The organism is Mitsuaria sp. GD03876 (assembly GCF_029840635.1).
Classification (GTDB): domain Bacteria; phylum Pseudomonadota; class Gammaproteobacteria; order Burkholderiales; family Burkholderiaceae_C; genus Roseateles.
In genome coordinates this window covers 1-12,398 of sequence record NZ_JAOCCU010000066.1, presented here as the reverse complement: position 1 = coordinate 12,398, position 12,398 = coordinate 1, and the positions used below count along the sequence as shown (strand labels likewise).

Sequence of the window (12,398 nt, the reverse complement as noted above, 5' to 3'; positions counted from 1 at the left end):
ATGGTCATCGCCGAAATCACCGGCCTGTTCCTGTCCTGGCTGGCGCGCCTGATCACCGGCGCCCAGGGACACTGGAAAGGCTGCCCCCCGACCTCGGAACAGCGCATCTACTTCGCCAACCATCAGAGCCACTTCGACTGGGTGCTGATCTGGGCGTCGCTGCCTTCCGAACTGCGCACCCGCACCCGCCCGATCGCCGCGCGCGACTACTGGACCAGCTCGCGGCTCAAGACCTGGATCACCACCGCGGTGTTCAACGCGGTCTACGTCAGCCGCGCCCGCGCCACGCCGGACGAGGATCCGTTGGAGCCGCTGGTCGAGACGCTGCAGGGCGGCGACTCGCTGGTCATCTTTCCCGAGGGCACCCGCTCCAACAAGGGCGCGCCGCAAGCCTTCAAGGCGGGCCTGTACCACCTGTCCGAGCAGTTCCCCGACGTGCAGCTGATCCCCACCTGGATCGACAACGTGCAGCGCGTGATGCCCAAGGGCGAGGTCGTGCCGGTGCCCATCCTGTGCACGGTGACCTTCGGCGCGCCGATCCGGATCGAACCGGGCGAGGACAAGCGCGCGTTCCTGGAACGCGCCCGCGCCGCGGTGATGGCGCTGCGTCCCGGAGGGTGGAAGGAATGAGGTGGCTCAAATCCCTGAACCCCGGCGAGCAGGTGGCCTTCCTGTTCGTGGTGCTGTTCGGCGCGCTGCTGCTGGTGAGCATCGGCTCGGTGCTGTGGTCGCTGCGCGAGCGGCCCGAGGAGGAACAGGAAGCCTGGCAGGCGCGCTGGGCCCGGTTCCGGCATGAGCTCAACATGGTCTGGGTCGGCGCCTGCCTGTTCTGGGCGGCCTGGGTCTCCGGGCCGGTGGGCGCGACGCTGCTGTTTGCCGTGTTCTCGTTCCTGGCGTTCCGCGAGTTCATCACGCTGCTGCACACGCGCCGCGCCGACCACCGCGGGCTGATCCTGGCCTTCTTCGTGATCCTGCCGCTGCAGTACGTGCTGGTGGGCACGCGCCACTTCGACCTGTTCTCGGTGCTGATCCCGGTCTACGGCTTCCTCGCGATCCCGGTGGCCAGCGCGCTGGCGGACGATCCCGGCCGCTTCCTGGAACGCAACGCCAAGATCCAGTGGGGCATCATGGTCTGCGTCTACGGGCTGTCGCACGCGCCGGCGCTGCTGCTGCTGGACTTCCCCAAGTACCAGGGCCGCGGCGCCTTCCTGCTGTTCTTCCTGGTGGCCGTGGTGGCCTGCGGCCAGATCGCGCAGGCGATCGCCACCAGCCGCTTCCGCGCCCGGCCGGTGGCCCGGCGCATCAGCCGCTCGTTCACGATGAAAGCCTGGTGGATCGGCGCGTTCGCCGCCGCCTTCGCCGGCGCGCTGCTGTACTGGATCACCCCGTTCAAGGCCGGCCAGGCCGCCATCGCCGCCTTCATCGCGGCCGGCTGCGGCAGCTTCGGCGTGTTCGTCATGCAGGCCCTCAAGCGCGACGCCGGCATCAACGCCTGGGGCAACCGCAGCGCCATCACCGGCGCGGTCGGGCTGCTCGACCGCATCGCGGCGATGTGCTTCGCGGCGCCGGTGTTCTTCCATGCGGTGCGGTGGTATTTCCGCGCCGGAACCTGAGGAAGGCTTTCCCCCATGCGCATCCTCGGCATCGACCCCGGCCTGCAAACCACCGGCTTCGGCGTGATCGACGCGGACGGGCCCCGCCTGGCCTACGTCGCCAGCGGCACCATCAAGACCAACGGCGTCCCCACCGGTGACCTGCCGGGCCGGCTCAAGATCCTCTACGACGGCATCCGCGAAGTCGTCACCCGCTACCAGCCCACCTGCGCCGCCGTCGAAATCGTCTTCGTCAACGTCAACCCGCAGTCGACCCTGCTGCTCGGACAAGCCCGCGGGGCAGCACTCACCGCCCTCGTCTCCTGCGACCTGCACGTGTCCGAATACACCGCCGTCCAGATGAAGAAAGCCATCACCGGACATGGCGGAGCGGCCAAGGCACAGGTCCAGGCCATGGTGGCCAGGCTGCTCGCACTGCCCGGAGAACCCGGCAAGGACGCGGCCGACGCGCTCGGCATCGCCATCATGGACGCCCACGCCCGCGTGTCGTTCGACGCGATGAGCCGGCAGACCACGCTGCAGCGGCGGCAGCATGCGCAGTTCAAAGGGTCTCGGACCTATTGAAACCGAGCGACTGAAGCCGACAACGCCGGTGCCCCCCTCCGCTCAGGCGCCTCCGCACGCTCGGCATTCGCTTCAGGGGGCACCGGCGTCGCCGGCTTCAGCGATGCACCCAGGGCAGCGAGACACTGGGCGGAGCGAAGCGATGAGGGCGATCGGGGCGGTCGGGGCGGTCAGGGCTCGTCGTGCCAGTAGTCGAGGTCGCCTTCGCCGACCTTGCGGATCGCCTCGAAGACAGGCTCCGCGCCGCGGGGGGCCTGCTCCGCCAGGAACTTGTTGGAGTCGGGATAGACGCAGATCTCGGGCTGTTCCATCGTGCTGATCGACAGGTACCGCAGCGGCGCGTCCGACGTGTTGATGATGTGGTGCGGGTACTCCGGGCCGGTGGGAATGAAGATCATGTCGCCCGCCTTGATCGGCAGCCGCTCGCCCGCCACGCGCAGCGTGCCGCTGCCCTCGAGGATGAAGAACATCTCCTCCTGCGCGTGATGCAGGTGATAGGGAGACGAGGTCTTGCCAGGCTCGACGATGTCGTAGGACGCGCCGAGCTTCTTCGCCGCGGTGCCGCGCGCCAGCCGCGCGAAGCGGGACTCGTACAGCGGATCGCGCTTGAGCGACGTCATCTCCACCTCGTGGATGTTGCGGATCAACTGGGCGGCCAGCGCCTGGGCGCGATCGGTCATGCTGGGGTCTCCTTGCGATTCCGGACGAGGCACGGTAATGGCCTCTCCCCAGGCGGACGAAAGTCAGGTGGAATAACCCTCCCTCCCCCGGTGTTCATGCTGTACCACCCACCCTGTTCCCAACCCAGGAGACTCCGCATGAAGAAGACCTTGACGCTCGCCGCCGCCGCGGCGCTGATGGCCCTCGCCGGCCTCGCCGCCGCGCAGACCGCGCCCGCGATGGCCAAGGACGGCGCGCTGGTCGGCCCCAACGACATGACGCTCTACACCTTCGACAAGGACGCCGCCGGCTCCGGCAAGAGCGTGTGCAACGGCCCCTGCGCCACCAACTGGCCGCCGCTGATGGCCCGCGCCGAGGACAAGGCCGCCGGCGACTGGTCCATCATCACCCGCGACGACGGCGCCAAGCAGTGGGCCTACAAGGGCAAGCCGCTGTACTTCTGGGCCAAGGACACCAAGCCGGGCGAGCGCTCCGGCAACGGGATCAACCAGGTCTGGCACACGGCCACGCCGTAACGCCGCGACCCGCAGGCCGTCCGCCCATGCCCCTCGTTCTCGACGAAGCGCTGCCGCTGCTCCCGCGACTGCGCCGCCATGCGCGGCTGCTGTGCGGCGACGCCGCGCGGGCGGACGACCTGCTCCAGGACACCCTCGAACGCGCGGCCCGCAAGGGCGCGCTGTTCCATGCCGAGCCCGGCCCGACGCGCCAGGACGCGCTGCGCAACTGGCTGCTGACGCTGATGCATCGCCTCTACCTGAACCAGCGCCGCGACGCCCGCGAGGCGCTGCACGACTCGCTGGACGAGGACGACGCGATCCAGCCGCTGGTCCACGAGCCGCAGCAGCAGGTCGCCCTGCGGCTGGACCTGGAGCGCGCGCTGGCCGCGCTGCCGGCCGCCTCGCGCGAGATCCTGCTGCTGGTCTGCGCCGAGGAACTGAGCTACCAGGACGCCGCCCGCGTGCTGGACGTGCCCGTGGGCACGGTGATGTCGCGGCTGTCCCGCGCCCGCGAGCGGCTGCGCCAGGCGATGGGCGACGGCGCCCGCGCCCCGCTGCGGGTGGTGAAATGAGCGCCCTGCCATGACGCACGACGACCTCGACCTCGATGAAGCGACGCTCCACGCCTACGTGGACGGACAGCTCGACCCCGCCCGCGCCGCCGCCGTGGCCGACTGGCTCCTTCGCCATCCGCGCGCCGCGCAGCAGGTGCTCGCGTGGCGCGAGCAACGCGAATCGCTGCAGGCGCTGCACCGCGACTGGCTCGACGAACCGGTGCCGCCGCGCCTGGCCGGCGCGCTGCGACCGCCCGCGGCGAATGCCCCGTCCTGGCCGCGCGCCTGGGCCGCGGCGCTGCTGGTGGCCGTCGGCCTGGGCGCCGGCGCGGCCGGCGGCTGGGGCGGCCATGCCTGGTGGTACGCCAAGAAGGAAGCCGCGGAGCAGGCCGCCGTCGCGGCCGCCGCGCGGGCCGCGGGCCGCGACCCGTCGGTGCCGGACTACGTCCGCGACGCCGCCATCGCGCACGCGGTCTACCAGCCCGAGGTCCGCCATCCGGTGGAGGTCGGCGCCGACCAGGCCGATCACCTGGTCCAGTGGCTGAGCAAGCGGCTGGGCGCGCAGCTGTACACGCCGGTGCTGCGCGACTACGGCTGGAAGCTGGTCGGCGGCCGGCTGCTGCCCGCCGGCGACGACCCGGTGCCGGGCGCCCGGCTGGCGCGCGCGCAGTTCATGTATGAGAACGACGCGGGCGAGCGCTTCACGCTCTACGTCAGCGCCGGCGCGGCGTCGCCCGAGGCGCCGGTCGCCTTCCGCCTGACGCGCCGCGTCGAGGCCGGCCAGACCACGCGCAGCCTGTACTGGATCGAAGGCAAGCTGGCCTACGCGCTGAGCGGCAACTTCGACGAGCAGCGCCTGCGCGTGCTCGCGGACCTGGTCCACGCCCGCATCTCGATGACCACTCGCCCCGCGTCGGCGCAGTGACAACGCCGCTGCGCACTCATCCCGCCTCCGACGCGATGCGCTTCGGGATGCAGCGCTAGGCGCGAACCGGAGCCATGGCAGCGCTATGGCGAGGATTCGCAACGACGCGATGCGCCCGAAGCGGCGGGCACAATGCGCGGCCTATGTCGCTCGCACGCCTGATCGCCAATCACATCCGGGGCCACTGGCAGCCCTACGTGGCCAGCGCGCTGATGCTCAGCACCATCGCGGTCCTGACGGTCTGGATCCCCCGACAGGTCGGCCATGTCGTCGATGCCTTGGTCTCCCATCGCATCGCCGGCTGGGACCTGATCGCCCAACTGAGCCTGCTGGTGCTGGCCGGCCTCGCCATCTACCTGCTGCGCGTGGGCTGGCGCCTGGCGCTGTTCCGCACCGCGTATGAACTCGGCCGCCAGCTCCGCACCCGGCTCTACGCCCAACTGACCCGCCAGGGCCCCGCGTTCTTCCATGCCCAGCGCACCGGCGACCTGATGGCGCTCGCGACCAACGATGTCGACGCGATCGAGATGGCCGCCGGGGAAGCGCTGCTCGCCGCCTTCGACGGCTCGCTGACGCTGATCCTGGTGCTGGGGATGATGACCCTCGGCGTGGACTGGCGGCTGGGCCTGGCGGCGCTGGTGCCCTTCCCCTTCATGGCCTACGCGTTCTGGCGGATCTCGACGCAGGTCCACGTCGCCTGGTCCGATTCGCTGACGCGTTTCTCCGCGCTGAACCAGCAGGTGCAGGACAGCCTCGCCGGCGTGCGCACCGTGCGCGCGCTGGGCCTGGTGCGCCGCAGCCGCGAGCAGTTCGGCGACCTCGCCCGCGAGGCCGGCGCCGCCGCCTACCAGGCACAGCGCTGGGAAGCGATGTTCGAGCCCGCCGTCGGCCTGTCGCTCGGCGCGGCGACGGTGATCGCGCTGGGCGTTGGGGCCTGGCTGGTCGGGACGGACCGCATCAGCATCGGCCAGCTCACCGCGTTCACGATGTACCTGGGCCAGCTGATCTGGCCGATGTTCGCGGCGGGCTGGGTGCTGTCGCTGCTGGAGCGCGGCCGCGCCGCCTGGTCGCGGCTGCATCCGGTGCTGGACGCGCCGGCCGGCCTGGTCGACACCGGCACCCGCGACCTCGGCGCGCATGCCGACATCGCCTGGGACCACGTGACCTTCCAGTACCCCGGCATGTCGCAGCCGGCGCTCGAGGACATCGTGTTGTCGCTGCCGCCGGGCCGCACGCTGGGCATCGTCGGCGCGACGGGGTCGGGCAAGTCGACGCTGCTGCGCCTGCTGCTGCGGCAATACGAGCCGGGCGCGGGCACGGTGCGCGTGGGCGGCCTGCCGGCGCCGGAGATCCGGCTCGACGCGCTGCGCCGCGCGCTGGCGTGGGTGCCGCAGGAGCCTTTCCTCTTCTCGGCCTCGGTGGCCGACAACATCGCCCTCGCCCGCCCCGAGGCGACCCGCGAGCAGGTCATCGCCGTGGCCGAGCTGGCCGCGGTGCACGAGGACATCGCGCGCCTGCCGCAGGGCTACGAGACGCTGGTCGGCGAGCGCGGCGTGACGCTGTCCGGCGGCCAGCGCCAGCGCGTCGCGATCGCGCGGGCGCTGCTGGCCGAGGCGCCGGTGCTGCTGTTGGACGACGCGCTGTCGGCCGTCGACAGCGGCACCGAGACGCAGATCCTGGGGCACTGGCGCGAGCTGCGCGAACGCCATCCGGAGCGCAGCCTCGCGGTGGTGAGCCACCGGCTGTCGGCGGTGATGGAGGCAGACGAGATCGTCGTGCTGAAGCAGGGCCGCATCGTCGAGCGCGGCCGTCACGAGGACCTGATCGCGCTGGGCGGCTGGTATGCCGGCCAGTGGCGCTACCAACAACTGGAGGCCAGCCTTGACGCCGCCTGAGACCGCCGCTCCGAACGAGCATTCGCCGCGCGAGGCGCTGGCCCTGCTGGCACAGGCCGCCGCGCCGGAGCGCCGGGGGCTGACGAAGGGCCTGGGCTGGCTGGTGGTGGCCGCGGCGCTGGAGGCGATCGGCCCGATCCTGGGCAAGCACTTCATCGACGCGCATGTGCTGCCGCGGGACTTCACGATCGGCCCGATGGCGCTGCTGCTGGGCGCGATGCTGCTGGCGGGCTGGACGGCGAGCCTGCTGCGCTACGCGCAGCTGCGCCGCATGGCGGCGGTGGCGCAGCGTTCGGTGCTGAGGCTGCGCGAGCAGGTCTACGCGCATGTGCTGGCGCAACCGATGGCCTTCTTCGACCGCAGCATCACCGGCCAGCTGCTGAGCCGCATCACCAACGACACCGACGCGGTGAACAACCTGTACCGGCAGGTGCTGTTCGTGATGCTGGATTCGACGATCGTCGTGGCCGGCGCGCTGGTGGCGATGGCGTGGCTGGACTGGCGGCTGATGCTGATCGTGCTGGCGCTGGTGCCGGCGAGCTCCGGGATCATCTGGCTGTACCAGCGCGCGAGCAGCGGCCCGGTGCAGAAAGCGCGGGCGCTGCGGGCGGAGCTCAACGCGCAGATGGCGGAGAGCATGGCCGGGATGGCGATGCTGCAGTCGGCCGGCGCGGCGCGGCGCTTCGCGGCGCGCTACGAGACGGCGAACCAGGCGCAGCTGCAGGCGCGAGTGCAGGAGCTGCGCGCGAACGCCTGGCTGCTGCGTCCGGCGCTGGACCTGCTCAACGTGCTGCTGATCGTGACGGTGATCTACGGGTTCGGGCTGCGCGAGCTGTCGGGCGTCGAGGTCGGCCTGCTGTACGCGTTCCTGGCCTACATCGCGCGGGTGGTGGAGCCGCTGATCCAGATCACGATGCAGTTCAGCCAGCTGCAGCAGGCGCTGGTGGCGGCGTCGCGGGTGCGCGCGCTGCTGCGCGAGCCGTCGGAGCCGCGCGCGTTCCAGCCCGACCTGGTGGTGGGCGCGGGCGCGATCCGCTTCGAGCACCTGCAGTTCGCCTACAAGGCGGGGCAGCCAGTGCTGAAGGACCTGGACCTGGACATCCCGGCGGGCAGCTTCGTCGGCATCGCGGGGCACACGGGCTCGGGCAAGTCGACGCTGCTGGCGCTGCTGCTGCGCTTCTACCAGCCGCAGCAGGGGCGAATCCTGGTGGACGGCCAGCCGCTGGACCGGTTGCCGGACGAGACCTTCCATGACGCGCTCGGGCTGGTGCCGCAGGAGCCGTACCTGGTGGCGGGCACGGTGCGGGAGAACATCCGCATGGGCCGCGCGATCTCCGACGAGCAGATCGAGGCAGCCGCGCGCGCGTCGCGGGCGCATGAGTTCCTGAGCGCGCTGCCGCAGGGGTACGAGAGCCGGCTGGGGGATGGCGGGCTGGCGGTGTCGACGGGGCAGAAGCAGCTGATCGCGCTGGCGCGGGCGCTGGCCGGCCAGCCGCGCATCCTGCTGCTGGACGAGGCGACGGCCAACATCGACAGCGCGACGGAGGCGCAGGTGGGCGAAGCGCTACGGGAACTGCGAGGCCGGGTGACGGTGATCGCGATCGCGCACCGGCTGTCGACGATCCGCGAGGCGGATCAGATCGTGGTGCTGAATCATGGGCACCTGGATGAGCGTGGCACGCACGAGGCGTTGATGCAGATCGAGGGCGGGATCTATCAGCGGTTGGTGCAGTTGCAGGCGTTGGAGGAGTGAGCGCGTCGAGCGACCACCAGAACGAGAGAAGCCCGGTCTTTCGACCGGGCTTCCAAAGGCCTCAAAGGGCGGGTTCCCAGATGAATCCCCGAAGGGCTGGAAGATTTGAATGGCCACAAGGGCGAAGCGAATTCTGCTCGCCGACCGCTTCGCCATCAAGACGTTGCTTCAAGGGATCCGGCTGCCTCATATGAGCCGGGCCATTTACCTCGATCAAACCAACAGGATCAACCGCTCCAGGATCAGCACCGCGAAGAAGCCGATGCCGGCGATCACGGTCCACTTGATCAGCACGATCCCGCGCTTGCGCCAGATCGGCTGCTTCGTGCCGATGTAGACGGCGAAGCACAGCAGGCCTGCGACCAGCAGCAGGGCGATGACGGTACGGACGATCAGCATGGGGCAAGAATCAGTTGAGAACTGTGCTTGAAGGATAGCCCGGAAGTCCTGCCTACCACCCTGAAGCCAGGTCGGCATGGCCCGCGCCATGCCGACCGTTCATCGCGCGCTCAGCGCGAAGTCTTCTGGCGCTCGCGGCGCCGGGCATGGATGGTCGCCATCACGAACACGTAGGCAATGAAGCCGACCGCGATGCTGCTGGCCCGCATCGCCGCCTCTTCCAGCGCGAAGCGATCCAGCATGAGCGCCATGTTCGCCATGAAGATGGCCGTGATGAATGCGACGAGCTTCCACAACCCTGCTCGAGACGAGAGGTGCTCGCAGTACTTCGTGGCCAGGACGGTGGCGATCCCGCTGTTGAGGGCGATGGAAAGAGACACGTGGTCCATGCGAATCAACGGCTCGTCCAACGACCGCCGCCAGCGAAGGACGACATGATCCCGGTCGCCGCTTCGATCTCGACATCGCGTCTCGCGACCGAGTGAACGAAGGACGGATGGGCGATGAATGCAGTCATGAAGGTCTCCAGTTGGATGGAGGAGGCGAACCCACATGGTCCGCCTCCGCCCCGTGACGCCGTTCGTCAATGGGACGGCTTCATTGCATTCATTTCACTCGCCGGCTTCGATGACCGATGCACACCCCAACGCGTGCATCTTCCAAACGAATGAGTAGGCCCTCAGCCTCTTTTGCTGGAAGACGTCGGTCCGATCCGCGGCCTCACCACGCCGGCGCCAGCTCCGCGAACCCCGCCGGCGCGTCGCGCTCGTCCTCGAAGGTCACGATCTCGTAGGCCTCCGCGTCCGCCAGCAGCTCCCGCAGCAGCAGGTTGTTCAGCGCATGCCCGCCCTTGAACGACGTGTACGCCGCCAGCAGCGGATGCCCCACCACCTGCATGTCGCCGATCGCGTCCAGGATCTTGTGCTTCACGAACTCGTCGTCGTAGCGCAGCCCCTCGGCATTGAGCACGCGGTAGTCGTCCACCACGATCGCGTTGTCCATGCTGCCGCCCAGCGTCAGCCCCCGCGACCGCATCAGCTCGATGTCCTTGGTCATGCCGAAGGTCCGCGCCCGCGCGATCTCGCGCTTGTACTGGCCGCTGCCCATGTCGAACACGTAATGCTGGCCCGTCGCCGACACCGCCGGGTTGTCGAACTCGATCTGGAAGCTCAGCGTGTAGCCGTGATGCGGCACCAGCTTCGCCCACATCAGGCTCTTGCCCTCGCCCTTGCGCACCTCCACCGGCTTCTTCACCCGCAGGAAACGCTTGGGCGCGTTCTGCAGCTCGATGCCGGCCGACTGCAGCAGGAACACGTAGCTCGCCGCCGACCCGTCCAGCACCGGCACCTCGTCGGCGTTGATGTCGATCAGCAGGTTGTCCAGCCCCAGCCCCGCGCACGCCGACAGCAGGTGCTCGATCGTCTGCACCTTGGGTTGCCCCGGATCGCCGTTCGGGCTGATCGTCGTGGCCATGCGCGTGTCGCAGACGCTGTGCGTGTTGACCGGGATGTCGACCGGCTGCGCCAGGTCCACCCGCCGGAACACGATGCCGGTCCCGGGCGCGGCCGGACGCAGCGTGATCTCCACCTTCTGGCCGCTGTGGATGCCGACCCCGACCGCGCGGGTCAGCGATTTGATGGTGCGTTGCTTGAGCATGGGCTGCATTGTCCCAAAACAGGGTCAACCCTGCTGGACCACGGCCTCGCGATCGGCGCGGGATACCGGCAGCCGCAAGGTCACCACCGTCCCGTGCCCGGGACTGCTGTCCACCCGCAGCAGCCCGCCCAGCACCTTCGCCCGCCGCTGCAGCCCCCGAAGCCCCCGCCCCTGCGAGATCGCCTCGACATCGAAGCCCTCGCCGTCGTCCTCGACCCGGATCTCGACGCGGCGGCCCAGGTCGCGCGTCACCACCCGCACCCGCGTCGCCCGCGCATGCTTGAGCGCGTTGGTCAGCGCCTCCTGCATCAGCCGCAGCACGTGCAGCGCATCCGGCGGCTCCAGCCATTCCAGCGGCGGCAGGTCGTGCACGTCCCACTCCAGCTTGAGCCCGCCCAGCTGCAGCCGCTTGCCGAGCCGATACCGCATCGTCGCCAGCAGCGACACCAGGTCGTGGCCGACCGGCTCCAGCGAATCGATCACCAGCCGCAGGTCGTCCACGCACTCGCGCAGCACCGTCACCACCTGCTCCTGCGGCATCGTGCCCTGCTCCACCGCCACCATCGCCGACAGCAGCGACGAACCCAGCCCGTCGTGCATGTCCTGCATGATCCGCTGCCGCTCCAGCAGCAACGCCTGCTGGCGCTCGACCTCGCGCAGTTTGTCGTGCTGCGCCCGGAGCTCAACGCTCTGCTCGTCCAGCCGTTGCGCCAGGTCCTCGTTGGCGCGCTCGACGCCGCGCAGCGCCTCGACGTAGCGGAACTGCACCGCGTACAGGAAGCTCGCCAGGATCACCAGCGTCGCGAACGGCATCAGGTAGACGTGTTCCGGCCACCACCAGCCGGCCAGCAGCCCCAGGTCGTGCACGCCCAGCACCACGCCCACGACCAGCGCCCCCGCCATCACGCGCAACTCCCGCGTGCCCTGCCGCCAGGCGACGCTCGCCACGAAGGCGGTGCCCGCCAGCCCCACCACCGCGTTGCAGATGTGCAGCAGCACCAGCGCGTCGAAGCCGCGTCCCCACAGCGGCATCGACGCCAGGCTGGACACCAGCACGAACAGCGCCATGCCGCGCTCGAAGCGCGCGAACCGCTGCCGCGCGAAGCGCAGCGCGAAGAGGAAGGTCAGCAGCATCACCCACGACATCGACGCGTGCGTGAGCCACCAGAACCATTCGAGCGCCGCGCGGGTGCGCGGCAGGTCCAGGTGGTAATGCAGGTTGCGCACCAGCCAGGCCACCGTCGCCAGCGAGAACAGCAGGTAGGCCGGATCCTCGCGCCGCTTCATCCACAGCACGAGCGCGAACAGCCCCAGCGTCACCAGCGTCAGTCCGGTCGCCTGCGGCACGCCGATCTGCAGCACCCAGCGCCGGTCGTGGCGCGGCTCGAGGTCCTCGCGCGCGCCCAGCCACACGCTGGACACCGAGTAGTAGCCCGCCTGCATCACCGGCACGGCGATGACGACCTCGATCTCGCGCGCCTGCTGGATCTCCGTCAGCGCCGACGGCAGCACCACCCACAGCGGCCGCACCCATTGCTCGCGCGCGCCGGACTGGTTGTCGAAGACCGGCCGCCAGCCGTCGTCGGTCTTGACCAGCACCGCCGCGGCCAGCGCCACCAGCCGCGGCATGTACAGCGCCACGCTCGTCGGCCAGCGGCCATTGGGCGCGGCATAGCGCACCCGGTACCAGCGCATCTGGAAGCGCGCGTCGGCGCCGGTGGTGTTGGTGGCCTCGCGCTGCTGCACCTCGGGCAGTTGCACGCGTTGCCAGGCCGCGGAGTCCGACGGCGGCAGCAGCGCCTGCGGCAACGCGCCATCGCGGCCGTCCATGACGCGCAGCGCGCGCCACCACGCCTTGAGC

General features: G+C 70.1%; 14 protein-coding genes. 8 read left to right on the top strand and 6 right to left on the bottom strand.

Annotation, left to right across the window (positions count from 1 at the left end):
* Genes N5D62_RS26465 through ruvC form a run of 3 tightly spaced genes read left to right on the top strand, consistent with a single transcriptional unit; the run spans position 1 to position 2,177 of the window.
* Positions 1–630, top strand: coding sequence for a lysophospholipid acyltransferase family protein (locus tag N5D62_RS26465; protein ID WP_279761035.1), 630 nt, complete (start codon positions 1–3; stop codon positions 628–630).
* A complete protein-coding gene (locus N5D62_RS26460; protein WP_279761034.1) occupies positions 627–1,613 on the top strand; it encodes a phosphatidate cytidylyltransferase in 987 nt (328 codons plus the stop codon). The genes N5D62_RS26465 and N5D62_RS26460 overlap by 4 nt, the downstream gene beginning before the upstream one ends.
* Before the next feature lie 15 nt (positions 1,614–1,628).
* Complete coding sequence (gene ruvC / locus N5D62_RS26455; protein WP_279761033.1) at positions 1,629–2,177, top strand: crossover junction endodeoxyribonuclease RuvC; 549 nt, start codon at positions 1,629–1,631, stop codon at positions 2,175–2,177.
* Between the two features lie 170 nt (positions 2,178–2,347).
* On the opposite strand, the gene N5D62_RS26450 is transcribed toward ruvC, so the two are convergent.
* Positions 2,348–2,857, bottom strand: coding sequence for a cupin domain-containing protein (locus tag N5D62_RS26450; protein ID WP_279761031.1), 510 nt, complete (start codon positions 2,855–2,857; stop codon positions 2,348–2,350).
* 138 nt (positions 2,858–2,995) lie between these two features.
* Here N5D62_RS26450 and N5D62_RS26445 point away from each other — a divergent pair, with 138 nt between their 5' ends.
* From N5D62_RS26445 to N5D62_RS26425, 5 genes are all read left to right on the top strand, one after another.
* Complete coding sequence (locus N5D62_RS26445; RefSeq protein WP_279761029.1) at positions 2,996–3,373, top strand: hypothetical protein; 378 nt, start codon at positions 2,996–2,998, stop codon at positions 3,371–3,373.
* 26 nt (positions 3,374–3,399) lie between these two features.
* Positions 3,400–3,927, top strand: a complete 528-nt coding sequence (locus N5D62_RS26440) for a sigma-70 family RNA polymerase sigma factor (protein ID WP_279761028.1) — start codon at positions 3,400–3,402, stop codon at positions 3,925–3,927.
* Positions 3,928–3,937: 10 nt separating this feature from the next.
* Positions 3,938–4,834 (top strand): anti-sigma factor, encoded by an 897-nt coding sequence (locus N5D62_RS26435; protein WP_279761027.1) that lies wholly within the window; start codon positions 3,938–3,940, stop codon positions 4,832–4,834.
* A gap of 143 nt (positions 4,835–4,977) precedes the next feature.
* Positions 4,978–6,729 carry an ABC transporter transmembrane domain-containing protein gene (locus tag N5D62_RS26430; protein WP_279761026.1) on the top strand — a complete coding sequence of 584 codons (1,752 nt, stop codon included), beginning with the start codon at positions 4,978–4,980 and terminating at the stop codon, positions 6,727–6,729.
* Entirely contained in the window at positions 6,716–8,482 is a 1,767-nt protein-coding gene (locus N5D62_RS26425; RefSeq protein WP_279761025.1) for an ABC transporter ATP-binding protein, read from the top strand. Before N5D62_RS26430 ends, N5D62_RS26425 begins: the two co-directional genes overlap by 14 nt.
* Positions 8,483–8,695: 213 nt before the next feature.
* On the opposite strand, the gene N5D62_RS26420 is transcribed toward N5D62_RS26425, so the two are convergent.
* The 5 genes from N5D62_RS26420 to N5D62_RS26400 form a co-directional block, all read right to left on the bottom strand.
* Positions 8,696–8,881 carry a hypothetical protein gene (locus N5D62_RS26420; protein ID WP_279761024.1) on the bottom strand — a complete coding sequence of 62 codons (186 nt, stop codon included), beginning with the start codon at positions 8,879–8,881 and terminating at the stop codon, positions 8,696–8,698.
* Positions 8,882–8,991: 110 nt separating this feature from the next.
* Positions 8,992–9,270, bottom strand: coding sequence for a hypothetical protein (locus N5D62_RS26415; protein WP_279761023.1), 279 nt, complete (start codon positions 9,268–9,270; stop codon positions 8,992–8,994).
* Between the two features lie 5 nt (positions 9,271–9,275).
* Positions 9,276–9,398: a hypothetical protein gene (locus N5D62_RS26410; RefSeq protein WP_279761022.1), complete on the bottom strand. Its 123-nt coding sequence runs from the start codon at positions 9,396–9,398 to the stop codon at positions 9,276–9,278.
* Between the two features lie 203 nt (positions 9,399–9,601).
* Positions 9,602–10,537, bottom strand: coding sequence for a UDP-3-O-acyl-N-acetylglucosamine deacetylase (lpxC, locus tag N5D62_RS26405; RefSeq protein WP_279761021.1), 936 nt, complete (start codon positions 10,535–10,537; stop codon positions 9,602–9,604).
* Positions 10,538–10,561: 24 nt separating this feature from the next.
* The coding region (locus N5D62_RS26400; RefSeq protein ID WP_279761020.1) for a sensor histidine kinase at positions 10,562–12,398 on the bottom strand (1,837 nt) is incomplete at its 5' end.

Excerpts from the sequence above, each read along its gene's own strand:
- N5D62_RS26465 (WP_279761035.1), top strand. The coding sequence starts at position 1 with ATGGTCATCGCCGAAATCACCGGCCTGTTCCTGTCCTGGCTGGCGCGC.
- N5D62_RS26460 (WP_279761034.1), top strand. The coding sequence starts at position 627 with ATGAGGTGGCTCAAATCCCTGAACCCCGGCGAGCAGGTGGCCTTCCTG.
- ruvC (WP_279761033.1), top strand. The coding sequence starts at position 1,629 with ATGCGCATCCTCGGCATCGACCCCGGCCTGCAAACCACCGGCTTCGGC.
- N5D62_RS26450 (WP_279761031.1), bottom strand. The coding sequence starts at position 2,857 with ATGACCGATCGCGCCCAGGCGCTGGCCGCCCAGTTGATCCGCAACATC.
- N5D62_RS26445 (WP_279761029.1), top strand. The coding sequence starts at position 2,996 with ATGAAGAAGACCTTGACGCTCGCCGCCGCCGCGGCGCTGATGGCCCTC.
- N5D62_RS26440 (WP_279761028.1), top strand. The coding sequence starts at position 3,400 with ATGCCCCTCGTTCTCGACGAAGCGCTGCCGCTGCTCCCGCGACTGCGC.
- N5D62_RS26435 (WP_279761027.1), top strand. The coding sequence starts at position 3,938 with ATGACGCACGACGACCTCGACCTCGATGAAGCGACGCTCCACGCCTAC.
- N5D62_RS26430 (WP_279761026.1), top strand. The coding sequence starts at position 4,978 with ATGTCGCTCGCACGCCTGATCGCCAATCACATCCGGGGCCACTGGCAG.
- N5D62_RS26420 (WP_279761024.1), bottom strand. The coding sequence starts at position 8,881 with ATGCTGATCGTCCGTACCGTCATCGCCCTGCTGCTGGTCGCAGGCCTG.
- N5D62_RS26415 (WP_279761023.1), bottom strand. The coding sequence starts at position 9,270 with ATGGACCACGTGTCTCTTTCCATCGCCCTCAACAGCGGGATCGCCACC.
- N5D62_RS26410 (WP_279761022.1), bottom strand. The coding sequence starts at position 9,398 with ATGACTGCATTCATCGCCCATCCGTCCTTCGTTCACTCGGTCGCGAGA.
- lpxC (WP_279761021.1), bottom strand. The coding sequence starts at position 10,537 with ATGCTCAAGCAACGCACCATCAAATCGCTGACCCGCGCGGTCGGGGTC.